This is a genomic window from Phreatobacter stygius, assembly GCF_005144885.1.
GTDB lineage: Bacteria > Pseudomonadota > Alphaproteobacteria > Rhizobiales > Phreatobacteraceae > Phreatobacter > Phreatobacter stygius.
Map to the genome: position 1 here is coordinate 4344369 of NZ_CP039690.1, position 24054 is coordinate 4368422.

The 24054-nt window shown below is 66.8% G+C and carries 23 protein-coding genes; 20 read left to right on the forward strand and 3 right to left on the reverse strand.

Going from position 1 to position 24054, the window contains the following annotated elements; all coding sequences use genetic code 11:
* Complete coding sequence (locus tag E8M01_RS20410) at positions 1–414, reverse strand: winged helix-turn-helix domain-containing protein (RefSeq protein WP_136961819.1); 414 nt, start codon at positions 412–414, stop codon at positions 1–3.
* 173 nt (positions 415–587) lie between these two features.
* Here E8M01_RS20410 and E8M01_RS20415 point away from each other — a divergent pair, with 173 nt between their 5' ends.
* The 4 genes from E8M01_RS20415 to hemF all read left to right on the forward strand — a co-directional run bounded on the left by E8M01_RS20415 (position 588) and on the right by hemF (position 5343).
* Positions 588–953 (forward strand): DUF2946 family protein, encoded by a 366-nt coding sequence (locus E8M01_RS20415; RefSeq protein ID WP_170181993.1) that lies wholly within the window; start codon positions 588–590, stop codon positions 951–953.
* A gap of 75 nt (positions 954–1028) precedes the next feature.
* Positions 1029–3113, forward strand: coding sequence for a TonB-dependent receptor family protein (locus E8M01_RS20420; RefSeq protein WP_136961821.1), 2085 nt, complete (start codon positions 1029–1031; stop codon positions 3111–3113).
* A 212-nt stretch (positions 3114–3325) separates the two neighbouring features.
* A complete protein-coding gene (locus E8M01_RS20425; RefSeq protein ID WP_136961822.1) occupies positions 3326–4315 on the forward strand; it encodes a DUF1775 domain-containing protein in 990 nt (329 codons plus the stop codon).
* Between the two features lie 110 nt (positions 4316–4425).
* The gene (gene hemF / locus E8M01_RS20430) at positions 4426–5343 is read left to right on the forward strand and encodes an oxygen-dependent coproporphyrinogen oxidase (protein WP_136961823.1); all 918 of its coding nucleotides are present in this window, start codon (positions 4426–4428) and stop codon (positions 5341–5343) included.
* 18 nt (positions 5344–5361) lie between these two features.
* Here the strand turns inward: hemF and E8M01_RS20435 are convergent, their stop codons facing one another.
* A complete protein-coding gene (locus E8M01_RS20435) occupies positions 5362–6033 on the reverse strand; it encodes a FadR/GntR family transcriptional regulator (protein ID WP_136961824.1) in 672 nt (223 codons plus the stop codon).
* A 211-nt stretch (positions 6034–6244) separates the two neighbouring features.
* On the opposite strand from E8M01_RS20435, the gene E8M01_RS20440 reads away from it, so the two are divergent.
* The 11 genes from E8M01_RS20440 (at position 6245) to E8M01_RS20495 (ending at position 17432) form a co-directional block, all read left to right on the forward strand.
* Positions 6245–7048, forward strand: a complete 804-nt coding sequence (locus tag E8M01_RS20440) for a fumarylacetoacetate hydrolase family protein (RefSeq protein ID WP_136961825.1) — start codon at positions 6245–6247, stop codon at positions 7046–7048.
* A 122-nt stretch (positions 7049–7170) separates the two neighbouring features.
* A complete protein-coding gene (locus tag E8M01_RS20445) occupies positions 7171–8145 on the forward strand; it encodes a tripartite tricarboxylate transporter substrate-binding protein (protein WP_136961826.1) in 975 nt (324 codons plus the stop codon).
* Positions 8146–8170: 25 nt separating this feature from the next.
* Positions 8171–9055 carry an amidohydrolase family protein gene (locus tag E8M01_RS20450; protein WP_170181994.1) on the forward strand — a complete coding sequence of 295 codons (885 nt, stop codon included), beginning with the start codon at positions 8171–8173 and terminating at the stop codon, positions 9053–9055.
* Positions 9056–9088: 33 nt separating this feature from the next.
* Positions 9089–10060, forward strand: a complete 972-nt coding sequence (locus E8M01_RS20455) for a TAXI family TRAP transporter solute-binding subunit (RefSeq protein WP_136961828.1) — start codon at positions 9089–9091, stop codon at positions 10058–10060.
* A gap of 500 nt (positions 10061–10560) precedes the next feature.
* Positions 10561–10950 carry a 5-carboxymethyl-2-hydroxymuconate Delta-isomerase gene (locus tag E8M01_RS20465; protein ID WP_136961830.1) on the forward strand — a complete coding sequence of 130 codons (390 nt, stop codon included), beginning with the start codon at positions 10561–10563 and terminating at the stop codon, positions 10948–10950.
* Between the two features lie 28 nt (positions 10951–10978).
* Positions 10979–12520: a 5-carboxymethyl-2-hydroxymuconate semialdehyde dehydrogenase gene (gene hpaE / locus E8M01_RS20470; RefSeq protein ID WP_136961831.1), complete on the forward strand. Its 1542-nt coding sequence runs from the start codon at positions 10979–10981 to the stop codon at positions 12518–12520.
* A 23-nt stretch (positions 12521–12543) separates the two neighbouring features.
* Positions 12544–13527: a 3,4-dihydroxyphenylacetate 2,3-dioxygenase gene (gene hpaD, locus E8M01_RS20475; protein WP_136961832.1), complete on the forward strand. Its 984-nt coding sequence runs from the start codon at positions 12544–12546 to the stop codon at positions 13525–13527.
* A gap of 11 nt (positions 13528–13538) precedes the next feature.
* The gene (locus tag E8M01_RS20480) at positions 13539–14408 is read left to right on the forward strand and encodes a fumarylacetoacetate hydrolase family protein (protein WP_136961833.1); all 870 of its coding nucleotides are present in this window, start codon (positions 13539–13541) and stop codon (positions 14406–14408) included.
* 2 nt (positions 14409–14410) lie between these two features.
* On the forward strand, positions 14411–15214 hold the full coding sequence (hpaH, locus tag E8M01_RS20485) for a 2-oxo-hept-4-ene-1,7-dioate hydratase (protein ID WP_136961834.1): 804 nt from the start codon (positions 14411–14413) through the stop codon (positions 15212–15214).
* Positions 15204–15728, forward strand: a complete 525-nt coding sequence (gene hpaR / locus E8M01_RS20490) for a homoprotocatechuate degradation operon regulator HpaR (protein WP_425467744.1) — start codon at positions 15204–15206, stop codon at positions 15726–15728. The genes hpaH and hpaR overlap by 11 nt, the downstream gene beginning before the upstream one ends.
* 57 nt (positions 15729–15785) lie before the next feature.
* Positions 15786–17432, forward strand: a complete 1647-nt coding sequence (locus E8M01_RS20495; protein WP_136961835.1) for a thiamine pyrophosphate-dependent enzyme — start codon at positions 15786–15788, stop codon at positions 17430–17432.
* Positions 17433–17499: 67 nt separating this feature from the next.
* Here E8M01_RS20495 and E8M01_RS20500 read toward each other — a convergent pair whose 3' ends face one another.
* Positions 17500–18267, reverse strand: a complete 768-nt coding sequence (locus E8M01_RS20500; RefSeq protein ID WP_170181995.1) for an IclR family transcriptional regulator — start codon at positions 18265–18267, stop codon at positions 17500–17502.
* Positions 18268–18461: 194 nt separating this feature from the next.
* On the opposite strand from E8M01_RS20500, the gene E8M01_RS20505 reads away from it, so the two are divergent.
* The 5 genes from E8M01_RS20505 (at position 18462) to E8M01_RS20525 (ending at position 24013) form a co-directional block, all read left to right on the forward strand.
* Positions 18462–18950: a MaoC family dehydratase gene (locus tag E8M01_RS20505; RefSeq protein ID WP_136961837.1), complete on the forward strand. Its 489-nt coding sequence runs from the start codon at positions 18462–18464 to the stop codon at positions 18948–18950.
* Positions 18951–18952: 2 nt separating this feature from the next.
* On the forward strand, positions 18953–20191 hold the full coding sequence (locus tag E8M01_RS20510) for a CaiB/BaiF CoA transferase family protein (RefSeq protein ID WP_136964736.1): 1239 nt from the start codon (positions 18953–18955) through the stop codon (positions 20189–20191).
* A gap of 63 nt (positions 20192–20254) precedes the next feature.
* Positions 20255–21226: a tripartite tricarboxylate transporter substrate binding protein gene (locus E8M01_RS20515; RefSeq protein WP_136961838.1), complete on the forward strand. Its 972-nt coding sequence runs from the start codon at positions 20255–20257 to the stop codon at positions 21224–21226.
* Positions 21227–21375: 149 nt separating this feature from the next.
* On the forward strand, positions 21376–22350 hold the full coding sequence (locus E8M01_RS20520; RefSeq protein WP_136961839.1) for a tripartite tricarboxylate transporter substrate-binding protein: 975 nt from the start codon (positions 21376–21378) through the stop codon (positions 22348–22350).
* Between the two features lie 4 nt (positions 22351–22354).
* Positions 22355–24013 (forward strand): alkaline phosphatase family protein, encoded by a 1659-nt coding sequence (locus tag E8M01_RS20525; RefSeq protein WP_136961840.1) that lies wholly within the window; start codon positions 22355–22357, stop codon positions 24011–24013.
* The last annotated feature ends 41 nt before the right edge of the window (positions 24014–24054 follow it).

The following is a 24054-nucleotide window of genomic DNA, read 5'->3' on the forward strand; positions in this document are numbered from 1 at the left end:
TCAGTCCTGGGCAATATCCCGATCGAACGGCGCCAGTTCCTCCTGGATCGCGGCAAGCGTCCTTGCCTCGACCCGGCGATAGGCGGTCACCAGCGCGAGGCCAAATTCGGTCAGCTGGGCGCCGCCGCCCTGCGATCCGCCGGCCGCCGCGGTGACCACGGCGCGGGTGAACATCTTGTTGACGGCATCGACCAGAACCCAGGCGCGCCGGTAGGACATGCCGAGCTCGCGGCCGGCCGCCGAGATCGAGCCGGTTCGCCCGATCGCTTCCAGCAGGTCGATCTTGCCCGGTCCGAGCCGCATGGCCTCGCCGAAGACGATACGCAGGCGCGGCGACAGGCGCGCGATACCCGATCCGGCGGCCGGCGGCCGCTTCGGCTTGATCGACACGACGGTACCCTGTTTCGCGCGCATGGGTGACGGCTCCTGTCTCGGACCTCAGGGGAAGACCATTATAGCTGCGACAATGCGCCGGCGGCGATGGCCTTTGCATTGCCTCGCCCGGCAATTGACACCGCCGCGCCTGCGGCGTTACTCGTCGGAACATGGGTTTTCTTCGGGGCGATCACTGTCGGGCCGGCCGCAACATGCTTGTTGCGGTGCTGGCTTATGTGATCGCGGCGACCGGCTTCCTCGGCGCCATCAACCGGACGGCCCATGCGCTCGAGGCCAATCAGGCCGGGCTCGTCATCATCTGCACCATGGACGGCATGAGCTTGGTGCCGGGCGATGGTCCTGATGGCGGCAAGCAGGTTCATCAGTTCCAGCATTGCGTGCTCTGCGCTACCGCCGTGCCGGCCTCGGTCGCGATCGCCGATGCGATGGTGACCGATGTTGCCGAACCGGTCGCGGCCCGCGCGCCGGCACGTTCCTATGATCCGATCCTGCCGGCCTATGCCTTCATTGGCTGGACCGGCTCCAGACCGCCCCGCGCCCCACCTGTCGTCGCCTGATCACCCATTCGTCGCGCTCGTCCGGCTAGCCGCCCGAGCGCCCGTGATCCGATCCAGCGCCGAACAGTTCACCCCATGTCCAGGTCTTCCAGGGCGGCCATAGCCGCCATCGCCCTTTTCCATTCGCCCCAGGCTTTCGCGCAAAGCGCCGCCGGCAGCATCGAGTTGCCGGTCATCAACGTCGACGCCGCCCGTACCGAAGGGTCGCTCACCGTGCCCGGCATAACCGAGCAGCGGCGGCAGTTGAACCAGACGGCCGGCTCGGTCGGTTTCGTCGACGCCGAGAGCTACAAGAACACCTATGCCACCACCATCCGGGACGCGCTGAACGAGACGCCCGGCGTCTTCGTGCAGAACCGCTACAGCCAGGAGGTGCGCCTGTCGATCCGCGGCTCGGGCATCGCGCGGGCCTTCCACACCCGCGGCGTCGAGATCCTCCAGGACGGCGTGCCGACCAACCTCGCCGACGGTTCCGGTGATTTCTACCAGATCGACCCCTTGGCGCTGCGCGCGGTCGAAGTGTTCCGCGGCGGCAATGCCTTGCCGTTCGGCGCCTCGACGCTTGGCGGTGCGATCAATTTCGTCACGCCGTCAGCCTATACCGCAACCGCGCCGAACAGCTTCCGCATCGACGGCGGCAGTTTTGGCACGGTGCGGGCGCATGGCGAGATGTCGCGGGTGGTCGGCCCCTGGGATTTTGCCGTCAGTGGCACCTTCACCCATTCCGACGGCTGGCGTCAGCACGAACAGCAGAATCTCGGCCATCTCAACGCCAATATCGGCTATCGCTTTTCGGACCGGGTAGAGACGCGGTTCTATTTCGGCGCCTACTATACCGATGTGAGATTGCCCGGCTCGCTGACCTATGGCCAGGCCATCAACAATCCGCGCATGGCCAATGCCGGCGCGCTGTCGGGCAACCAGGCGCGCAACACCTATGTCCAGCGGCTTGCCAATGTCACCACGATCCGGCTCGACGTCGGCCAGATCGACATCACCAGCTGGGCCGTCCACAAGCACCTCAACCACCCGATCTTCCAGGTGCTCGACCAGGATGGCTGGACCTATGGCATCTCGCCGCGCTTCACCGGCTCGTTCGATCTCGGCGGCTTCCGCAATGATCTGGTGGTCGGCGCGCGCATTTTCGCCGGCAACAATGCGGTCCAGCAGTTCCTCAATGTCGGCGGCACACGCGGGGCGATGACCGTCAACGGCCGGCAGGTCTCGTCCAATTACGAGACCTGGTTCGAGAACCGCTTCTTTGTCCTGCCGCAGTTCGCCTTGACCTTTGGCGCCAAGGCCTTCTCGTCGGAACGGCGTTATGAAGCGACCACCAATCTGAACACCGCCATGCCGCTGCGCTACAACGACAGCGTTACCTATGGCGGCGTCAATCCGCGCGTCGGCCTGCTCTGGGAACCGGTCAGGGACGTCCAGGTCTTCACCAATGTCACCCGCAGCGCCGACGTTCCCGATTTCACCGACCTGACCCAGCAGACCAGTACGCCCGGTGCCTTCGTGCCGCTGAAGGCGCAGAACGCCTGGACCTTCGAAATCGGCACGCGCGGCCGCTACGACCGTTTCTCCTGGGACGTCACCGCCTATCGCTCCGACGTCCGCAATCAGATGTTGCAGTTCAACACCGGCTCCAACATTCCGGCTTCGACCTTCAACGCCCCCCACACGCTTCTGCAGGGCATTGAGTTCGGCGCCAGCGTCGATCTGGTGCGCAACCTGACCGGCAATGACGACAAGCTGACGCTCCGCCAGATCTGGAACTATTCGGATTTCCGCTTCGCCAACGATCCGGTCTATGGCAACAACCGCATTCCCGGGGTGCCGCAGCATGTGCTGCGCACATCGCTGACCTATAGCCACCCGGCAGGCTTCACCGTCACCCCGACGCTCGACATCGTGCCCGAGGGCGCCTTTGTCGATTATCGCAACACCTTCAAAGTCGCCGGTTATGCCCTGCTCGGCCTGCAGGCCACCGCCAAGCTCGCCAATGGCGCCAGCCTGTTCCTCGACCTGCGCAACCTGACCGACAAGCGCTACGTCAGCGATTTCGGCCCGGTGGTGCAATACAACGCCGCAAGCACAGCCACTTTTTATCCCGGCACCGGCCGCAGCATCTATGGCGGGGTGCGCTACCAGTTCTGAGAGTGCGGGCCTCGTCCTGCCCGCGGGCCCGTCGGGCCTCAATCACGGGAGACCAACCGATGCGATGCGCAGAACCGGCCGGACGTCCGATCCGCTGCAGCGGTAACACCGTCGCCCGGCTTGCCGTTTCCGACTTGCTCGCCACATCTGGTCGAAGCCTCGCCAGGCTCGCCCGCCGATCAATGTCCCGCTTCGTTGAAGAGGATAACTCCATGACGATCTCTCTAGTCTCCACCGGCACGCTGAGAGCCTTTGCGTTGATCGGCCTCGGCTGGCTCGGCCTGGCTACCGCTGCCGAGGCGCATGTCACGCTCGAGCGCCGCGAAGTGGCGGCCGGCACCGCCTATCGCGGAATTCTCGCCGTGCCCCATGGCTGCGGCCGCGAGGCGACGACCGCCATCCGGGTGCAGATCCCCGAGGGCGTTTTCTCGGTCAAGCCGGTGCCGAAACCGGGCTGGACGGTTGCCACGACGGTCAAGCCTTACGCCAAGGCCTATGCTTCGCACGGCCGCGAGATCCGTGAGGGCGTCAGCGAAATCCTGTGGTCGGGTGGCTCGCTGCCCAATGAATTCTTCGACGAGTTCGTTTTCGTCGGGCAGGTCGATCCGGCGGTCGCCGACGGTACCACGCTCTATTTCCCGGTGATCCAGACCTGCGCCAATGGCGAGGAGCGCTGGATCGAGACGCCGAGCACCGGGCGTGCGGCGGCGGACCTGCGCAAACCGGCACCGGCCTTGCGCGTACTGGCGGCGGCGGGCGGCCCGGCGGCACCGGTGTTCGAGCGGGCGGGGCTGCGCATCGAGGCGCCCTGGTCGCGCGCCACGCCCGGCGCGGTGCGCGTCGGCGCCGGCTATCTCAGGGTCACCAACACAGGCACGACGCCGGACCGGCTGATCGGCGGCAGCACCAGCGTCTCCGATCGCCTGGAGGTCCACGAGATGAGCACCGCCAATGGCGTCATGAGCATGCGCAAGCTCGCCGAGGGCCTCGTCATCGAACCGGGCAAGACGGTCGAGCTGCGCCCCGGCGGCTATCACATGATGTTCATTGGCCTGCATCGGGCCTTGGCCGAAGGCGAAACCTTCAAGGCGGTCCTGACTTTCGAGAGGGCCGGGACCATCGAGGTCGAATTCCGCGTCGGCGGCATCGGCGCCGGCGGCCCGGCGGGCGCTGCCGCCCCGGCCGGCGGGCACCGGCACTGAGGCCACCAGGCAACCTCTCCGGCGCGCCTCTCCCATGCGGGCAGGTGCGCCGGCCGCGAGATCTTCCCCTCGCTCTTGAAGATCAGGCGCCCCGGGATTAGACCCCCGGCATGAACCACGCACGCCCTGATCCCTCGCCCTTGCCCGCCGACCTCGAAGACCGCAAGGCCCGCTCGAAAGCCTGGTTCGAGGCCTTGCGCGACGACATTACCGCGGCTTTCGAAGCCATCGAGGATGACCTGCCGGTGGAGGCCGCTGAGGCGGACCTGGCGCCGGGCCGTTTCGTCAGGAAGCCATGGGACCGCACCGACCACTCGGGCAAGGCGGGTGGCGGTGGCGTCATGGCCATGATGACCGGCCGGGTGTTCGAAAAGGTCGGCGTTCACGTTTCGACCGTGCACGGCGAATTCGCGCCGGAGTTTCGCGGCCAGATTCCCGGCGCCTCGGAAGACCCGCGATTCTGGGCCTCGGGCATTTCGCTGATCGCCCATCCGCGCAATCCGAACGTCCCGGCGGTGCATATGAACACCCGCATGGTGGCGACCACCCGCGCCTGGTTTGGCGGCGGCGCCGACCTGACGCCGGTGCTCGACCGCCGGCGCAACCAGCAGGATCCGGATACGATGGCCTTCCATGCGGCACTGGAAACGGCCTGCGCCCCCCATCCGGTGGCCGACTATGCCCGCTACAAGGCCTGGTGCGACGACTATTTCCACCTCAAGCACCGCAACGAGCCACGTGGCACCGGCGGCATCTTTTTCGACTATCTGGATTCCGGCGACCGCGACGCCGATTTCGCCTTCACCCGGGATGTCGGCAGCGCCTTCCTGAAAATCTATCCCGAACTGGTCAGGGTGAATTTTGCGATGCCTTGGACCGAAGCCGACCGCCAGGAACAACTGGTCCGGCGTGGCCGCTATGTCGAGTTCAACCTGCTCTACGATCGCGGCACCATTTTCGGGCTGAAGACCGGCGGCAATGTCGAGAGCATCCTGTCCTCCATGCCGCCTCTGGTGCGCTGGCCCTGACGCCTGCCGGCCGATGGCTCAGCCGCCGCTCAACTGCCGCTCGACATTGGCCAGATGCGCCTGCATGGCCCTGGCCGCCTCCTGTGGCTGCCGCGCCGCGATGGCCGCCAGCAGCGCGTCATGCTCGGCAAAGGAATGGTGGTCCGGGGCAGGGCCCTCGACCCGCGGCCTGAGTCTGGTCCAGGTGACGGCACGTCTGACATCGCTGATCAGGTCATAGACTGCCAGCAGCACGGCATTACCGGCGGCTTCGGCGATCTGCCGGTGGAAGCGGGCATCGGCGAGTTCATATTGCCGCCAGGAATGGGCGGCGCGGCTGGCCGCGATGAAACCTGCGAGTTCGTCGATATCGGCGGCGCTGGCATGAAGGGCGGCAAGTCTCGCCAGTTCCGGTTCCACGGCGAACCGCGCCCGCATCACCTCGACCGGATTGGTGATCCGCGCCAGCGTCGCGACATGGTCCATGGCCGAGCGCGGCCGCTCGCCGAGGAAAGTGCCCTTGCCGACATGGCGCCAGAGCTGGCCTTCGGCCTCCAGCGCCGCCAGCGCCTTGCGCAGTTCGGCGCGCGAGACGTCCAGCACGGCGGCCAGATCTCGCTCGGGCGGCAGTCGGCCCTGCGGCCCCATCTCGCTCTGCGCGAGATAGGCGCGCAACTGGGTGAGCGTACCCTGTTCGGTGGCTTGGCTCATGGTCGCGTGGCTGCCGCCCAATTCTGCAATCGTTAAACCAATATCAGATTGGTCGAACCATGGCCAGGTGTGAGACCATGTGGCGGAATCTATGGCCCTTGGATTCGAGAATATCGTTGCGCGCTGCACCAATTCAAGAATTGGTTTAACGCAAACGATTGTCGTGATTGACTGCCCGCCATCGGACAAAGCCACCGAGGAGGCAGGTGTCATGGCATCGTCACGCCGCACATTCGTCACCGGTTCCGCTGTCGCCGCTGCCGGCCTCGCCGCCGGGCCGGGCGCGGTCGCACCGGCCGCCGCGCAAGGGGCTGCCGCCGCCCGGCCGGTCTTCCCGGTTGCGGTCACCACCATACCGATCGCCGGTTCGGCCGAGGTCTTCCCGGTCCGGCGGATCTATTGCATCGGCCGCAACTACGCCGCGCACGCCCGCGAGATGGGGTCCGATCCGAACCGCGAGCCACCATTCTTCTTCCAGAAGCCGACCGACGCGATCCAGCTGGTGCCAGCCAACGGTCTGGTCGATCATCCCTATCCGACGCTCACCCGCAACTACCACTACGAGGTCGAGCTGGTGGCGGCGCTCAAATCCGGCGGCCGCGACATTCCGATGGACAAGGCGCTCGACCACGTCTTCGGTTATGCCGTCGGCCTCGACATGACCCGGCGCGACCTGCAGCGCGCCATGGGCGACGAGAAGAAGCCGTGGGAGATCGGCAAGAGCTTCGACCGCTCCGCGCCGATCGGGCCGATTCACCAGGCCAGTGAGATCGGCCATTTCGCCGATGGCGCGATCTCGCTCAGCGTCAACGGCCAGGTCAAGCAGAACGCCACGCTGAAACATATGATCTGGTCGGTGGCCGAACAGATCTCCAGGCTCTCGGCGGCCAACGAACTGTTCGCCGGCGATATCATCTATTCCGGCACGCCGGAGAATGTCGGGCCGGTGGTCAAGGGCGATGTCATTCTCTGCAAGATCGAACGCCTGCCGGACCTGTCGATCAGGATCGTCTGAGCGGCGGCGCCATGGGTGCGCCGCGACGGGCATGGTCCGACCGGCGGGGCGCGGATCCCGCCGGCGGACGGGACTTTATCGCGGCGGTTCATCCGCCAGGATCTGCATTTCGGGGGGAACATATGCCGTTTCGTCGCTTGGCCGCGGGCCTTGTCGTTCTTCTGGCCTCCGCCGGGTCCGCCTGGACCCAGACCTTTCCGTCCCGTCCGGTGACCATGATCGTGGTCTTTGCGCCGGGCGGTCCGACCGACGTGCTGGCGCGTATCGTCGCCGAGCATATGGGCCGCACGCTCGGCCAGTCGGTGGTGATCGAAAATGCCGCCGGCGCAGGTGGTACGCTCGGCGGTGGCCGCGGCGCGCGGGCCGCGCCCGACGGCTATACGCTGACCGTCGGCAGCCTCGGCAGCCATGCCGCCGCGCCGTCGCTCTACAAGGCGATACCCTATGACCCGCGCGAGTTGGAGCCGATCGGCGTCATCGCCGGCACACCCGGTTATGTCGTGGTGCGCCGTGAATTTCCGGCCCGCACCTTCCAGGAGTTCCTCGCCTATGTCAGGGCCAATCCGGGCAAGGTGACGTCAGGCCATGCCGGGGTCGGCTCGACCCCGCATCTCGGCTGCCTGTTCCTGGAATATCTGACCAAGGAGAAGACGCTCGCCACGCCCTATCGCGGCTCGGGGCCGGCGATGAACGACCTGGTCGCCGGCCATATCGATGCCATGTGCGACCTGGCGCCAACCGTCGTGCCGCAGATCCAGGCCGGCACCATCCGCGGATTGCTGGTCGCCCAGCCCGAGCGCCTGGCCGTGACGCCCGACGTGCCGACCGCGCGCGAGGCCGGCCTGGCGCAATATCTGTTCACTGGCTGGAACGCCGTCTTCGCGCCGAAGGACACGCCCAAGCCGGTGCTCGATGTGCTGTCGCGCGCGCTGATGGCAGCGCTTGCCGACGAGGGCGTGCGCCGGCGCATCCAGGAGATCGGCTCGCTGCCGCCGAAGCCGGAAGAACAGACGCCGGATTATCTGCGCACCCTGGTGCGTGCCGAGGTCGATCGCTGGGCCGCGGTGATCAAGGCGGCCGGCGTCGAGCCCCAGTGAATCGAAAGCGTCAATGGACCAGGTGATGAGCCAAGCCGACATTCCCGTCTGCGCCGGTTATGACCCGGCGCCGCGGCCGCCGAAACGGGCTGCGCCGAGACAGGCCTGCGATACCCACGCCCATGTCTTCGGGCCGGTCGAACGTTATGCCTATTCGCCGCGGCGCGGTTATACGCCGCCCGATGCGCTGCTGGCGGCCTATCAGCATCTCCATGCCGTGCTCGGCATCGAGCGGGCCGTGCTGACCCAGCCGAGCGTCTATGGCATCGACAACCAGGCGATCCTCGATGTGGTCGCAACCGACCCGCAGCGCTATCGTGCGGTGGTGGCCGTCGGCCGCGACGTCACCGACGCCGAACTGAAGGCTTTCGCCAGGGCCGGGGCGACCGGCATCCGGATCAACCTGGTCGACAGGGGCGGCATGCCTTTCGACCGCTGGAGCGATTTCGAGGCGGTCGCCAAGCGCATCGCCGACCTCGGCTGGCATGTCGAATTCCTCGTTCATGTCCATGCCTTCGAGGACCTGGTGCCGAAACTGACGCGCCTGCCCGTCGACAGCGTCATCGGGCACATGGGCTACATGCCGACGCGCGAGGGGCTGGCCAATCCGGCCTGGCGGCGTTTCGTCGATCATGTCGCCGGCGGCCGCTGCTGGGTGAAACTGACCGGGCCCTATCGAATCACCGGCGCGACGGAAACGCCCTATGCCGACGTCGTGCCCTTCGCCCGTGCGCTGGTGGCCGCCAGGCCCGATCGGATCCTCTGGGGCACGGACTGGCCCCATCCGGCGGCCAAGATCGCCATGCCCAACGATACCGAACTGTTCGACGCCCTCATCGATTGGGTTCCGGACGTCAGCCAACGCCATGCCATTCTCGTCGACAATCCGGCCAGGCTCTATGGCTTTTGAGCCAAGACCGGGCTCAACCGAAGAGGCTTCGTCATGCAGGACCGATCGACCTCCCGCCGGGCCTTCACTCTCGGCACGTTCGGGGCGGCCGTGATGGCCGCCGGCGCCGGCGCCCAGACGGCGCCGGTGAAACTGGTGCTCGGCACCGCGACGCCGGGCGGTGGCTTCCCGCTGTTCGGGGCGGCGGTGCAGGCCTCCGTGGCCGAGGCGGACGCGGGTCTCGCCATCGAGACGATCAACACCAGGGGCAGCACCGAGAACGTGCCGCTGCTGGAAGCCGGGCGCATCGATCTCGGCCTGGTCACCGGCGAAGTGGCCTATGAGGCCATGGCCGGAATCGGCCGGCCGGCGGCCGCCGTGAAGGTTGCCGCCGCCATGTATCCGACATCAGGCATGTTCATCGCGCGCGGCGATACGCCGGTCGCCGCGATCCGCGATCTCGTCGGCAAGCGTGTCGTCTTCGGCGCCCGTGGCTCAGGCCTGGTCGTGCTGGCGCGTTATGTCCTGGACGGCCTCGGCCTCGATCCGGATCGGGATTTCGACCCGGTCTATCTCGATCGCGCCGGCGACGGACCGGCAATGGTGCTCGATGGCGCGGCCCAGGCGCTCTGGGGTGGCGGCATTGGCTGGCCCGGTTTCGAGGCGGTGGCCAAGGGGCCGAAAGCCGCGCGCTTCATCGTGCCCGACGCGCAGGAGATCGACCGGATCGTCGCCAAACATGCTTTCCTGAAACGGCTTGCCATGCCGGCCGGCGCCTATCCTGGCATCGCCGCGGCCTTGCCGTCGGTCGGATCCTGGAGCGTCATCCTGGCGCGCGGCAATCTCGATGAGGCGCTCGCCTACCGTTTCGCCAAAGCGCTGCACGCGGCCGAGCGCGGGCTCGCCACGCGGCTCGCTCAGGCCAGGGAAACCCGCGCCGAGAACACCTTTGCCGCGGCGCCGCGGCCGGACATGATCCATCCTGGCGTTGCCCGCTATCTCAGCGAGGCCGGCCTGCTGCGCTGACGCCGGCACGGGCATGCGCCTGCGGCGGGCTTGCCTCATGCGCCTGCGGCGGGCTTGCCTCATGCGCCTGCGGCGGGCTTGCCTCATGCGCCTGCGGCGGGCTTGCCTCATGCGCCTGCGGCGGGCTTGCCTCATGCGCCTGCGGCGGGCTTGCCTCATGCGCCTGCGGCGGGCTTGCCTCATGCGCCTGCGGCGGGCTTGCCTCATGCGCCTGCGGCGGGCTTGCCTCATGCGCCTGCGGCGGGCTTGCCTCATGCGCCTGCGGCGGGCTTGCCTCATGCGCCTGCGGCGGGCTTGCCTCATGCGCCTGCGGCGGGCTTGCCTCATGCGCCTGCGGCGGGCTTGCCTCATGCGCCTGCGGCGGGCTTGCCTCATGCGCCTGCGGCGGGCTTGCCTCATGCGCCTGCGGCGGGCTTGTCTCATGCGCCTGCGGCGGGCTTGTCGCAAACAATTTAACACGTTAATGATATCGACAAGGGATTGCTCTCGGGAGGAGCGCCATGCCGCATGTCGTGATCGAATATTCGGCCAATCTCGACGGCCTCGTCGATTTCGAGGCACTGATCGAGGCGGTACGGGTGGCGGCGGTCGAAACCGGCGTCTTCCCGCTCGGCGGCATCCGGGTGCGCGCCCATCGGGCTGACCACGCCGTCATTGCCGACGGCAACCCGGCGCACGCCTTTCTCGATGCCACGCTGAAGATCGGCACCGGGCGCGATCTCGAGACCAGGAAGCGCGCCGGCGCGCATGTTTTCCAGGCGCTGTCCAGGGCACTCGATCCGGCCTTCGAAAAGACCACCGTCGCCCTGTCCTGCGAGATCCGTGAAATCGATCCGGAGCTCAACTGGAAGCGCAATTCCATTCACGATGCGCTGAAGCAAAGCGCCTGATCTCAGACATTTCAAGCGAGGAACGCGCATGGCAGCTCCGGTCGCCGATCCCAAGGCCGCCTTCGCCGCGCACCGGGCGCGTGCCGAAACCCTGCTGGCCCGGCTGAAGGCCGAGGGCATCGGCCATCACATTGCCGGCAAGCGGGTCGCTTCCGACTCCGGCAAGACCTTCACCACGACCTCGCCGATCGACCGCTCCGTGCTGGCCGAAGTCGCCCGTGGCGATGCCGCCGATATCGACAAGGCGGCGCAGGCGGCCGCCAAGGCCTTCAAGTCCTGGCGCAACCTCGATCCCGACAAGCGCCGGGCCATCCTCCACAAGGTCGCCGATGTGATCGAGGCCCATGCCGACGACATCGCCCTGCTCGAATGTGTCGATACCGGCCAGGCGCATCGCTTCATGGCCAAGGCGGCGGTGCGCGGCGCCGAGAATTTCCGCTTCTTCGCCGACCGTGCGCCTCAGGCGCGCGACGGCCTGAGCCTGCCGACCAAGGACCACTGGAACGTCACGACCCGCGTGCCGATCGGACCGGTCGGTGTCATCACGCCATGGAACACGCCGTTCATGCTGTCGACCTGGAAGATCGCGCCGGCGCTCGCCGCCGGCTGCACGGTCGTCCACAAGCCGGCGGAATGGTCGCCGGTGACCGCCGACCTGCTGCCGCGCCTGCTGGCCGAGGCCGGTGTGCCCGAGGGCGTGCTCAACACCGTTCACGGATTTGGCGAGGATGCCGGCAAGGCGCTGACCCAGCACCCGGCGATCAAGGCGATCGGCTTCGTCGGCGAGAGCTCGACCGGCTCGGCGATCATGGCGCAGGGCTCGGCAACGCTGAAGCGGGTGCATTTCGAGCTCGGCGGCAAGAACCCGGTCATCGTCTTCGACGATGCCGACCTGGACCGTGCGCTCGATGCCGCGATCTTCATGATCTATTCGCTGAACGGCGAGCGCTGCACCTCGTCGAGCCGTCTCCTGGTCCAGGAGGGCATCGCCGCCGAGTTCTCGGCCCGCATCGCCGAACGGGTCCGGGCGCTGAAGGTCGGCCATCCGCTCGACCCGTCGACCGAGATCGGCCCGTTGATCCACGAGCGGCATTATTCCAAGGTCTGCTCCTATTTCGACATCGCCCGCGAGGACGGTGCCACCATTGCCGCCGGCGGCAAGCCGTTCGCCGGCCCGGGCGGCGGCTTCTATGTCGAGCCGACCCTGGTGACCGGCGCGACCAATGCCATGCGGGTTGCCCAGGAGGAGATCTTCGGACCCTATCTGACCGTCGTGCCGTTCAAGGACGAGCAGGAGGCGATCGCCATCGCCAACGACGTCAATTATGGCCTGACCGGTTATGTCTGGACCCGCGACATGGAACGCGCGCTGCGTGTCGCCGACGAGCTGGAGGCTGGCATGATCTGGCTGAACTCGGAAAACGTCCGCCATCTGCCGACCCCGTTCGGCGGCATGAAGTCGTCGGGCATCGGCCGCGACGGCGGCGATTACTCCTTCGATTTCTACATGGAAACCAAGAACATCTGCCTTGCCAAGGGCAGCCACAAGGTGCCGCGCCTGGGGGCGTGAGAAGACCTTTAAGAGGACACGTCATGCCCGTGCCGACCCATATCTTTGATCCGCCCTTCAACATCGTCCGCGCCAGCCACGTGGCGCTCGACGTCACCGACCTGGCCAAGAGCCGCGCCTTCTATGAAGGTGCGATCGGCTTGCATGTCGAGGACGCGGACGGCAGCGCGGTCTATCTGCGTGGCGTCGAGGAACGCCAGCACCATTCGCTCGTGCTGCGCCAGGCCGACGGTGCGAGCTGCCGCCGCATGGGTTTCAAGCTCGGCACCGAAGCCGACCTCGACAAGGCCGCCGCCCATTTCGCCAAGCTCGGCCTGAAGCACGACTTCGTCACGGCGCCCTATCAGGGCCGCACGCTGCATGTGACCGATCCCGCCGGCATGCCGCTGGAATTCGTCGCGACCATGGAGAAGCGCGAGATCCTGCTGCAGCAATATGACCGCTATCGCGGCGTCCGGCCGCAGCGGCTCGACCATTTCAATGTCTTCGCGCCGGAGGTCCAGGCCTCGCTCGATTTTTATGCCTCACTTGGCTTCCGCCTGACCGAATATGCCGAGGAGGACGGGCCGAACGGCCGGATCGCCGCCGGCTGGATGCACCGCAAAGGCAATGTCCACGATCTCGCCTTCACCAATGGCGCGGGCCCCCGGCTGCACCATTTCTGCTACTGGACGCCGACCGCCCTCGACATCATCCATCTCTGCGACGTGATGGCGACCACGGGCTACTTGCCCAATATGGAACGGGGTCCCGGCCGGCACGGCATCTCCAATGCCTTTTTCCTCTATGTCCGCGATCCCGACGGCCATCGGCTGGAGCTCTATACCAGCGACTATCACACCATGGATCCGGACCACGAGCCGATCCGCTGGTCGTTGCGCGATCCGCGCCGCCAGACGCTCTGGGGCTCGCCGGCACCGCGCTCATGGTTCGAGGAGGGCACGCCGTTCCACGGCACCACGCCGCGCGATGCCGCTTTCGCCGCCAATGTCGTGATCGCGAGCTGAAGGAGACGATCATGACCGAACGCGGGCAACTCGTCAGTTTCAGCATTGACGGCAGGGCCCGCTTCGGCGCGGTCACCGCCAAGGGGGTCGTCGATCTGACCGAGCGGGCGGGCGAATATCGCGACCTGCGCCACGCGATCGAGGCGGGCGCGCTTCGCCGCCTGGTCGATATCGCGCATCGCCACGTGGCCGACCATGCGCTGGAGGCGGTCACCCTGCTGCCGCCGGTCACCAACCCGGAAAAGATCATCTGCGTCGGGGTCAATTATCCCGACCGCAATGCCGAATACAAAGACGGCCAGGAGGCGCCGCCGTTTCCGAGCCTGTTTCCGCGTTTTGCCCGTTCGTTCACCGGTCACGGCCAGCCGCTGGTGCGCCCCAAGGCCTCCGACAAGCTCGATTACGAAGGCGAAGTGACCATCGTCATCGGCAAGGCGGGCCGGCACATCGCCGAGCGCGACGCGCTCTCCCACATCGCCGCCGTGACGCTCGCCAATGAGGGCACGCTGCGCGACTGGGTGCGTCATGCCAAGTTCAACGTTACCCAGGGCAAGAATTTCGACAGCTCCGGCGCGATCGGCCCGTGGATCGTGCCTTTCGCCGATCCGGCGCAGATCGCCGATATCGGCCTGACCACGCGGGTCAATGGCGAGCTGCGCCAGGACGACCGCACCAGCAGGATGATCTTCTCGTTCAGCTATCTCCTCGCCTATATCTCGACCTTCACGACGCTGGTGCCCGGCGACGTCATCCTGACCGGCACGCCGACCGGCGCCGGCGCGCGCTTCGATCCGCCGCGCTACCTGAAGCCCGGCGACGTCGTCGCGGTGACGGCCGAAGGCATCGGCACGCTCACCAACACCGTCATCGACGAGGCCTGATCATGCTCGACGCCTTCCAGATCAAGTCGGCGGCCTCCAGTCTCGATGAAGCCGAACGTTCGCGCAGCCAGATCCGCCAGCTGTCGCAGCAATATCCCGACATCACCGTGGCCGACGCCTATGCCATCCAGGCGGCCTGGGTGGACAAGAAGATCAATGACGGCCGCTCGGTCATCGGCCACAAGATCGGCCTGACCTCCAAGGCCATGCAGGCGGCGCTCGCCATCGACGAGCCGGATTCGGGTTTCCTGCTCGACGACATGCTGTTCGCCGATGGCGGCGAGGTGCCGACCGAGCGTTTCATCGCCACCCGCATCGAGGTGGAGCTGGCTTTCGTCATGAAGACCAGGCTCGCCGGGCCGAACTGCTCGCTGTTCGACGTGATGAACGCCACCGACTATGTTGTGCCATCCTTGGAAATTCTCGACACCCGGATCGAGCGCATCGATCCCGCCACCAAGGCCACCCGCAAGATCGCCGACACCATTGCCGACAACGCCGCCAATGCCGGCATCGTGGTCGGCGGCCGGCCGTTTCGCCCCAATGATGTCGATTTGCGCTGGGTTTCCGCGATCCTGACCAGGAATGCAGCGGTGGAGGAAACCGGCGTTGCCGCCGGCGTGCTCAATCATCCCGCTCATGGCGTGGCCTGGCTGGTCCGCAAGTTGCACCAGAACCAGGGATGTCTCGAACCGGGACAGATTGTCCTGTCCGGATCCTTCGTTCGCCCAGTCGAGGCGCGTAAGGGCGATACGTTCCAGGCCGATTTCGGGCCGTTCGGCACGGTCGGCTGCCATTTCGCATGAGGTCGCAGTGAACGCACGCACCATTCCGCCCGCAGCTTCCAAAGTGCGCCTGCGCGATTTCTCGCGCTCGCTTCCGATGTCGTTGTTGCGTTCGCGCGAGGCGGTCATGCGCCACTTCCGCGTGACCTTGCGCGGTCATGACATTACCGAGCAACAATGGCGCGTGCTGCGCGCGCTGTCCTCGGTCGGCGAGGTCGAGATCAACGATCTCGTGCGTTCCACCTTCCTGCTGGCGCCCAGCCTGTCGCGGATTCTCAGGGATCTCGAGGCGCGCCAATTGATCATCCGGCGCACGCCGGCGAGCGACCTCCGGCGCAGCCTGATCTCGATCGCACCGGCCGGTCTCGCGCTGATCGAGATCGTCGGCCCCCATTCGGAGGCGATCTATGCCGAGATCACCCGGCGCTACGGCGCCGAGAAACTGGCTTTGCTGCAGGACATGCTGCGCGACCTGGAGCGCGAGATGACCGCCTTTGCCCCGCTCGATTCGGCGCTGGATGACATCCAGCTCTGACTGTCCGCTTTTGAGACGCCTGACGGCCATGTCGGACCGGCAGCCGAGGAGCATTGCATGACACGCCGCATGACAGGGGGCGAAGCGATCGTCTCGGGCCTGATCGCCAATGGTGTCGACACCGTCTTCGGACTGCCCGGCGCTCAGATGTATCCGCTGTTTGACGCTCTGACCCAGGCCGGCGACCGGATCCGCACCGTCGGTGCCCGCCACGAACAGGCCTGCGGCTACATGGCCTTCGGTTATGGCCGCTCGACCGGCAAGCCCGGGGTCTATTCGGTCGTGCCGGGGCCGGGGGTCCTGAACACCACTGCTGCGCTCGCCACCGCCTGGGGCTGCTGTACGCCGGTCGTCTGCCTCACCGGCCAGATACCCTCGGCCTTCATCGGCAAGCGGCGCGGCCATCTGCACGAGATCGCCGACCAGCTCGGCACGCTGCGGTCGGTGGTCAAATGGGCCGCGCGTATCGAGCGGGCGGCGGATGCGCCCGACATGGTCGCCGAGGCCTTCCGGCAGGCCCAGTCGGGCAGGCCCGGCCCGGTCGCTCTCGAAATGGCCTGGGACGTGATGGCCGGGGCCGAGGAAGTGCCGGCGGCAAGGCCGGCCGTCATCGACGCCAATCCGCCGCCCGCTGCCGACGAGATCGCACGGGCGGCCGCGCTGATCCGCGCCGCCAGGTTCCCGGTCATCATGACCGGCAGCGGTGCCCAGCATGCGGCTGCCGAGGTCGCCCGGCTCGCCCAGGCGATCGGTGCGCCGGTCGCCGCCTTCCGCGGTGGGCGCGGTGTCGTCGACGAAACCGGCGAGCACGGCATTTCGTCTTATGCCGCCTTCAAGCTCTACCCCGAATGCGACGTGCTGATCGGCATCGGTACGCGGCTGGAAATGCCGACCATGCGCTGGGCCAACATGATGCAGGTGATCGACCGGCCGGCGCCGCCGCCGCACATCATCCGCATCGACATCGACCCGGACGAGATGGCCCGCCTGGTGCCCCATGCCGGCATTGTCGCCGATGCGGCGGATGGCGCGGCGGCGCTGGTCGCGGCGCTTGCCGGCCATCGCGCCGCGGACAACCGCGAGCGGATCGCCAGGGCCCGGGCCGCGGCTGCGACCGAGACCGCCGTCGTACAGCCCCAGATGGACTATCTCGCCGTCATCCGTGATGTCCTGCCGGCCGATGGCCTGCTGGTCGAGGAGCTCTGCCAGGCCGGCTTCACCAGCTATTTCGGCTATCCGGTCCGGCACCCCCGCAGCTATGTCTCGACCGGGTTCCAGGGCACGCTCGGTTTCGGCTTCCAGACCGCGCTCGGCGTCAAGGTGGCGCATCCCGACAAGCCGGTCGTGTCGATCACCGGCGACGGCGGCTTTCTGTTCGGCGTCCAGGAACTGGCGACCGCGGTGCAATATGGCATTGGCCTGGTCACCGTGCTGTTCAACAACGAGGCTTATGGCAATGTCCGGCGCGACCAGGAACAGCGCTTCGGCAACCGGCTGATCGGCGCCGACCTGGTCAATCCGGATTTCCTCGCGCTCGCCAGGGCGTTCCGGCTCGACGGCTACCGTGTCCATTCGCCGGCCGAACTGAGGCCGGTGCTTCAGGCCGCCATCGCCGCCGACCGGCCGAGCCTGATCGAGGTCGTGGTGCCGCGCGGCAGCGAGGTTTCGCCCTGGCCGTTCATCCACCCGGTCCGAGCCTATTAGGTCGCCGGCATAGGCCTTCGGCTGTCCATAGGCCGGCCGGCTTGATGCGGCGCAGCAGGGCGGGTCTTCACGGCCGACGCATCAGGGCCTGGCAGATGTGAACGACGCGGGGGCCGAGTTCCTGCTCCAGGCGCTCGATGCTGACCGAATAGGAGCCGCCGCTGCAGTTCAGGACATAGATCGCCTTGCGGTCGCGCGCCACGATCGGCGCCGCGACCGAGCGGACGTTGCGGCGCCATTCGCCGTCGACCAGGCAGAAGCCACGGGTCTTCACCTGATCGACCGCATCCATGATCCGCGGCCGCAGGGCGCTCCACTCCGATCCGTAGTGGCGCTCCATCCGGTCGAGCAGGTGGCCACGCATGTCGTCGCTTAGCGCCGCGACATAGGCCCGGCCCGCGGAGGTCCGGGCAGTCTCGAAACGTGAACCGATGCCGAGGAAATAGGACGTCGCGTCGCCGGTGCAGCGGTCGACATAGATCATTTGGGTGTCGTCCGGGTAGGCGAGCGACACTGTGCAGCCGGAGAGCACGGCCAGGCGCCGCATCTGCTCGTGGGCCGCGGGCAGGATCGGGATATTGCTCAGCACCGCAAAGCCCAGGCCGAGGATCGTCGGCCTCAGCTCGTAGCGCGCCGTGCCGGCATCATATTGGAGATAGCCAGCCTCCCAGAGCGCCTTCGTCAGGCGTGACACCGTTGGCTTGGGCAAGCCCGTGGCGCGCGCAATATCGCCATTGCTGAGACTGCCCTGGCCCGGTTCGAAAGACCTCAGGATTTCCAGGCCGCGCAACAGCGTTCCGGACGAGCGCGGGCCGCTGTCGTCCGGGTCTGGCATGGCGTCCGCAGCGTCAGCGCGGGGCGTGGTCTCAGGACGCTTTTTCACCATCTGTTGGTTCCGAGCACTCTGTCGAATGGCTCAATGCATATTCCGTATATCGAAATATGCAACTCATTTAGCGATTGATCCAGTTCATAAATGTCGGTCAGATCCCGATATGCCGCTTCAATGATCCTGGACACGTCCTCATCATGTCTCACGTCGATCCGACCTTCGATGCTTCCGCCCATGTCGTCGCGCCCCAGCGCTGGTTCGAGGACTTTCAGATCGGCGAACGCTATCTGCTGCCCAGCCGCACCGTGACCGATGCGAATTTCGCGGCGTTCCAGACCGTCTCGGCGGACAACCATCCGATCCACTACGACGTCGAGTTCTGCCGCGCCCATGGCTTGCCCGGGTTGCTGGCGCACGGTCTGCAGGTGGCTTGCTTCACGGCGGCCGGCGCCGGCCGCTTTCCGCACGAAGTGTCCGATGCCCTCATCGCCTTCCTCGAACAGTCCTCCAAGTTTCTCCGCATGGTGGTGATGGGCGACACGCTCTATCCCGCCCTGGAGATCGCCGAGCTGATCCCGCAGCGCACGACCGGCGTGATGGTCATGAACACGACCATTCACAACCAGAAGCGCGAGCTGGTGCTGACCGGCATGCATCGCTACCTGCTGCGCCGGCGGCCGTCGTGACGATGGTACCGGATCCGGGTGGAGCACAGGCTTCAGGGCCGCTCGCCGGCGAATTCGTGCTCGATCTCAGCAAGGTGCTGGCCGGGCCGCTATGCACCCAGAACCTTGGCGATCTCGGCGCCGAGGTGGTCAAGATCGAGACACCCGACGGGGGTGACGAGACGCGGCGCTGGCCACCGCAACGCGACGGGCTCGGGACGGCGTTCCTGGCCGTCAACCGCAACAAGAGCAGCATTGTCGTCGACTTGAAGGCGCCGGCCGGCCGCGACATCGTGCTGAATCTCGCGGCCCGCGCCTCGGTGCTGGTCGAGAGTTTCGCGCCGGGCACGGCCGAGAAACTCGGCCTCGACTATCAGGCCATTCGGGCGATCAATCCGAAGATCGTCTATTGCAGCATCTCCGGTTTCGGTCAGACCGGACCGCTGCGCAAAGCTCCTGGCTACGACGCGGTTCTGCAGGCCTTTACCGGGCTGATGGACATCAATGGCGAGCCTGGGGCCGGGCCGGTCAAGCTGCCGGCGTCGCCGGTCGACCAGAGCACCGGCCTGAACGCCACCCAAGGCATTCTCGCGGCGCTGCTGCAGCGTGAGAGAACCGGTTCCGGCGGCTATCTGGAAGTCTCCCTGTTCGAGACGGCCGTCGCCTATCTCGGCTATGTCGCCCAAAGTTACTGGCATGGCGGGCAATTGCCGCGGCGCGCCGGTTCGGCGCACGAGGCCCTGTGCCCCTATCAGGTGTTCGAGGCTGCCGACAAGCCGGTCTTCATCGGCATCGCCAATGACCGGTTCTGGCGGATTTTCTGCACCGCGGCGGGACGGCCTGACCTCGGCCGGGATCCGCGTTTCGCCACCAATCCGGATCGGGTCGTCCATCGCGCCGACACCGTCGCCGTGGTCCAGGACGTGATCGGTCGCGCATCGGCCGCGCACTGGATGGAACGGCTCGGACAAGCTGGCATCCCCTGTGCGCCGCTCAATACCTTGGCCGACATGCTGGCCCATCCGCACACGGCGGCACGCGGCATCGTCCTCGACTACGACCACCCGGCGCTCGGTCCCTGCAAGGCGGTGGCGCATCCGATCCAGTTCAACGGCATGGCGCGCCAGGTCGGCAAACCACCGCCGATGTTCGGCGCGGATACCGGCCGCATCCTCGGTGAACTCGGCTACCGCGCAAGCGAGATCGCCGAGCTTGCCGGCGCCGGCGTCGTCGTCCTCGGCGACGATACGTCCAAACGATAGGGCGGCTGGCATCGGGAAGGTGCCGGCAGGCCGACGACACAACAAAAATCTGGGGAACGCCACATGACGAGCTCTCTTATCCGTGCCGCAACAGCCCTGTTCGCAATGCTGACGATCGTGACGACCGCTGCCTCGCAACCCTATCCGGCGGGGCCGGTGCGCCTCGTCGTGCCCTATGCGGCGGGAGGCCCGACCGATGCCTTCGCGCGCCTCCTTGTCGAAGCCTGGAACCCGTCGATGGACGGGCGTGTCTATGTCGAGAACAAAGCCGGCGGCGGCACGGTGATCGGCACGGATGCGGTCGCGAAGGCGGCGCCGGACGGCCAGACGCTGTTGCTGACGACCGTCGCCCATGCGGTCAATGTCGGGCTCTATGCTTCGCTGCCCTATGACACCACCCGCGATTTCATGCCGGTGGCGCTGCTGGCACGGGCGCCTCTGGTGCTGCTGGTCAACAACCGTTCGCCGGTGACCACGCCGGCCGAGTTCATCGCCTATGTCCGGGCCAACCGCGGCAAGCTGACCTATGGCTCGGCCGGCAATGGCAGCGCGCCGCATGTCGCCCAGGAATTGCTCAACCACATGGCCGGGCTGCAACTGATCCACGTGCCCTACCGCGGCAACGGCCCCGCGCTGAGCGACCTGCTCGGCGGCCATATCGACTTCTTGTTCGATAGCGCGGCGACCGGCCTTGCCGCGGCGCGCGGCGGCGGCCTGCGGCTGGTCGCGACGTCAATGGCGAACCGCCTGCCGCAGACACCGGACACGCCGGCTCTGGCCGAGGCCGTGCCGGGCTACGAGGCCTATACCTGGAACGCCTTGTTCGCGCCGGCCGGGACGCCGCAGCCGGTGATCGACAAACTGATCGCGACATTGTCCGTGGCGCTGGCCAACCCGTCGCTACAGGCCAAGGCGCTCGACATGGGGCTGCTGCTGGAGGCGCGGCCGACACCGCAGGACCTGGCGCGGCATCTCTCCGGCGAGATCGCCAAATGGGGCGCGCTGATCGTCGCGGCGAAGATCAAGGTCGAGTGACCGCCGGGGCGTCCGACCATCGGCGGGACACCTCCTCATGGTCGGCGTCGTGGCCTGCCTGCCACGTCTCGGGGCCGGTCTTGCCTGCGGCGGCAAGGTGAGGGAGGCTGCCGGTCGTGACTGCGGTAAACCCCTTGGGATAGGCGTCGATGACCGAACATGACCGTCCGACGCGCCGCGCGGCGCTTGCCGCCGCGGCCGGCGCCGCCGCGCTCGCCGCCGGCCCTGTCGGCGCGCAGTCGCCGATCCGGATCATCTCGGGTTTCGCCGCCGGCGGCTCGCAGGACGTGCTGGCGCGCATCCTGGCGGAGGAGTTTCAGCAGGCATTGGGTGTCGGTGTGGTGGTCGAGAACCGCACGGGCGCCGCCGGCACCATCGCCGGCGAGGTGGTCAAGGCGGCGGCGCCCGACGGCACCACCATTCTGGTTGCCAATATCGTCACCATGTCGCTCGCGCCGTTCTCCTTCCCCGGCCTGAAATACGATCCGGTGAAGGATTTCGTGGCGCTGGCCAAGACCACCGAATTTCCGATCGCCCTGGCGACCGGCGCGATGACCGCCAAGACCAGTTTCGCCGACCTGGTCACCTGGCTGCGCGCCAACCCCGAGCGCAGCAATATCGGTGTGCCGGCGGCCGGCAGCCTGCCGCATCTCTTTGCCATCAGGCTCGCCGAGACCACCGGCCTGAAGCTCACCGTGGTGCCCTATCGCGGCGGCGCGCCGATCGCCCAGGACCTGATGGGCGGCCAGCTCGCCATGGGCTTCGGCGCCGCCGCCGACTTTTCCGAACTGCACCAGGCGAAACGGATCACCATTGTCGCGGCTTCCGGCACGGCCCGGCATCCCTCGCTCGCCGACGTCCCGACCTTTGCCGAGAGCGGCGTCAGCGGGCTCGAGTCGAACGGCTGGAATGGCCTGTTCCTGCCGGCGGGAACCTCGCCGGCGCTGGTCGAGCGTTATGCCGGCATCGTTGCCGCGGCACTCGCCAAGCCCGCCGTGCGCGATCGCCTCGTCCGGCTCGGGTTTCTGGTGACCCCCTCGACGCCGCAGGCCATGGCGCGCCAGATGGCCGAGGAAATGCGTGTCTGGGGGCCGACCATGACCGACCTGATGAAGCCGCGCTGACCTGATGACCCAATCTGATCCATCCAAAGCCCAGCCGCCGAAACCGAAAAACGTCCTGTTCATCATGTGCGACCAGCTCCGGTTCGATTACCTGAGCTGCGCGGGCCATCCGAGCCTGTCGACACCAAACATCGATGCCCTGGCCAGCCGCGGCGTCCGCTTCAACCGTGCCTATGTGCAATCGCCGGTCTGCGGCCCGTCGCGGATGAGCTTCTATACCGGCCGCTACATGCGCTCGCACGGTTCCAACTGGAACAACTTCCCGCTGCGCGTCGGCGAACCGACGCTCGGCGAGCACCTGAAGCGCCTCGGCGTGCGCAATGTGCTGGTCGGCAAGACCCACATGAAGGCCGACGACGAGGGCATGGCCCGGCTCGGCATCGATCCGGACTCGGTCATCGGCGTCGAAGCGGCCCAGTGCGGTTTCGAGCCCTATGAGCGCGACGACGGCCTGCACCCGACGCGCCCGGGCGCCGAGCGGCCGCGTTATGACGGCTATCTCGAAGCCCAGGGCTATCCGGCGCGCAACCCCTGGGAGGATTGGGCCAATTCCGGCGAGGGCCCGGATGGCGAACAGCAGAACGGCTGGCTGCTGGCCCATGGCGACAAGCCGGCGCGGGTGCCGGACGAGCACTCGGAGACGCCCTACATGACCCGCCGCGCCATCGACTTCATGCGCGAGGCAAAGGCCGATGGCCGGCCGTGGTGCCTGCATCTGTCCTATATCAAGCCGCACTGGCCTTACATCGCCCCGGCGCCCTATCACGACATGTATTCGGCAGACGACGTTCAGCCGGCGATCCGGACCGACGGCGAGAAGCAGAACCCGCACCCGGTCTATGGCGCCTTCATGGACATGCGGGTGTCGCGCAACTTCTCGCGCGAGGACGTCCGGAGAAGGGTGATCCCGGCCTATATGGGTCTGATCAAGCAGATCGACGATCAACTGGGTCTGTTGTTCCGCTTTCTCGACGACGAGGGCTTGAGCGCGTCGACGATGATCGTCTTCACCGCCGATCATGGCGACTATCTCGGCGACCACTGGCTCGGCGAGAAGGACCTGTTCCATGAGATGAGCGTCAAGGTGCCGCTGATCGTGGTCGATCCGGCGCCGGCGGCCGACCCGACCCGTGGCACCGTGTCCGAGGTGCTGGTCGAGGCGATCGATCTCGCGGCGACCTTCATCGACTATTTCGGCGGCCAGGTGCCGCGCCACATCGTCGAGGGCCGCTCGCTGATGCCACATCTGCTTGGGCAACCGGTCGCCGGCTGGCGGCAATTCGTCATTTCCGAATATGACTATTCCATGCAGGACGTGCGCCGCACGCTCGGGCGGGAGCCTGCCGAATGCCGTCTGTTCATGCTGTTCGACGGCCGGTTCAAATATATCCACGCGCCGGGTTTCCGGCCGATGCTCTACGATCTCGCGAGCGATCCGGACGAGTTCCGCGATCTCGGCGACGATCCGGATTTCCAGGCGGAACGTGCCAGGCTCAGGGACTGGCTGCTCGGCTGGGCGCTGACCGACCACAACCGCATCACCATGCCGGATAACCGGATCGAAGCCTATAGCCCGGCGGCGCAGCTCAAGTCGGGCATCCTGATCGGTTATTGGGACGAGGCCGAGCTGGCCGCGGCCAAGAAAGGTTTCGGCCTCGACTAGGGTAGAACCTTCTCTAAATTCGCCGTTCTAGCGGAAAATCC

What these genes read in the sequence shown, in the direction of transcription:
- E8M01_RS20510 (WP_136964736.1), top strand. Translation starts at nt 18,953, where the DNA reads ATGGTACCGGATCCGGGTGGAGCACAGGCTTCAGGGCCGCTCGCCGGC.
- hpaH (WP_136961834.1), top strand. Translation starts at nt 14,411, where the DNA reads ATGCTCGACGCCTTCCAGATCAAGTCGGCGGCCTCCAGTCTCGATGAA.
- E8M01_RS20465 (WP_136961830.1), top strand. Translation starts at nt 10,561, where the DNA reads ATGCCGCATGTCGTGATCGAATATTCGGCCAATCTCGACGGCCTCGTC.
- E8M01_RS20480 (WP_136961833.1), top strand. Translation starts at nt 13,539, where the DNA reads ATGACCGAACGCGGGCAACTCGTCAGTTTCAGCATTGACGGCAGGGCC.
- E8M01_RS20425 (WP_136961822.1), top strand. Translation starts at nt 3,326, where the DNA reads ATGACGATCTCTCTAGTCTCCACCGGCACGCTGAGAGCCTTTGCGTTG.
- E8M01_RS20420 (WP_136961821.1), top strand. Translation starts at nt 1,029, where the DNA reads ATGTCCAGGTCTTCCAGGGCGGCCATAGCCGCCATCGCCCTTTTCCAT.
- E8M01_RS20440 (WP_136961825.1), top strand. Translation starts at nt 6,245, where the DNA reads ATGGCATCGTCACGCCGCACATTCGTCACCGGTTCCGCTGTCGCCGCT.
- E8M01_RS20410 (WP_136961819.1), bottom strand. Translation starts at nt 414, where the DNA reads ATGCGCGCGAAACAGGGTACCGTCGTGTCGATCAAGCCGAAGCGGCCG.
- E8M01_RS20445 (WP_136961826.1), top strand. Translation starts at nt 7,171, where the DNA reads ATGCCGTTTCGTCGCTTGGCCGCGGGCCTTGTCGTTCTTCTGGCCTCC.
- E8M01_RS20455 (WP_136961828.1), top strand. Translation starts at nt 9,089, where the DNA reads ATGCAGGACCGATCGACCTCCCGCCGGGCCTTCACTCTCGGCACGTTC.
- E8M01_RS20515 (WP_136961838.1), top strand. Translation starts at nt 20,255, where the DNA reads ATGACGAGCTCTCTTATCCGTGCCGCAACAGCCCTGTTCGCAATGCTG.
- hpaD (WP_136961832.1), top strand. Translation starts at nt 12,544, where the DNA reads ATGCCCGTGCCGACCCATATCTTTGATCCGCCCTTCAACATCGTCCGC.
- hpaE (WP_136961831.1), top strand. Translation starts at nt 10,979, where the DNA reads ATGGCAGCTCCGGTCGCCGATCCCAAGGCCGCCTTCGCCGCGCACCGG.
- E8M01_RS20525 (WP_136961840.1), top strand. Translation starts at nt 22,355, where the DNA reads ATGACCCAATCTGATCCATCCAAAGCCCAGCCGCCGAAACCGAAAAAC.
- E8M01_RS20505 (WP_136961837.1), top strand. Translation starts at nt 18,462, where the DNA reads ATGTCTCACGTCGATCCGACCTTCGATGCTTCCGCCCATGTCGTCGCG.
- E8M01_RS20520 (WP_136961839.1), top strand. Translation starts at nt 21,376, where the DNA reads ATGACCGAACATGACCGTCCGACGCGCCGCGCGGCGCTTGCCGCCGCG.
- E8M01_RS20415 (WP_170181993.1), top strand. Translation starts at nt 588, where the DNA reads ATGCTTGTTGCGGTGCTGGCTTATGTGATCGCGGCGACCGGCTTCCTC.
- E8M01_RS20495 (WP_136961835.1), top strand. Translation starts at nt 15,786, where the DNA reads ATGACACGCCGCATGACAGGGGGCGAAGCGATCGTCTCGGGCCTGATC.
- E8M01_RS20500 (WP_170181995.1), bottom strand. Translation starts at nt 18,267, where the DNA reads ATGCCAGACCCGGACGACAGCGGCCCGCGCTCGTCCGGAACGCTGTTG.
- E8M01_RS20450 (WP_170181994.1), top strand. Translation starts at nt 8,171, where the DNA reads ATGAGCCAAGCCGACATTCCCGTCTGCGCCGGTTATGACCCGGCGCCG.
- hemF (WP_136961823.1), top strand. Translation starts at nt 4,426, where the DNA reads ATGAACCACGCACGCCCTGATCCCTCGCCCTTGCCCGCCGACCTCGAA.
- E8M01_RS20435 (WP_136961824.1), bottom strand. Translation starts at nt 6,033, where the DNA reads ATGAGCCAAGCCACCGAACAGGGTACGCTCACCCAGTTGCGCGCCTAT.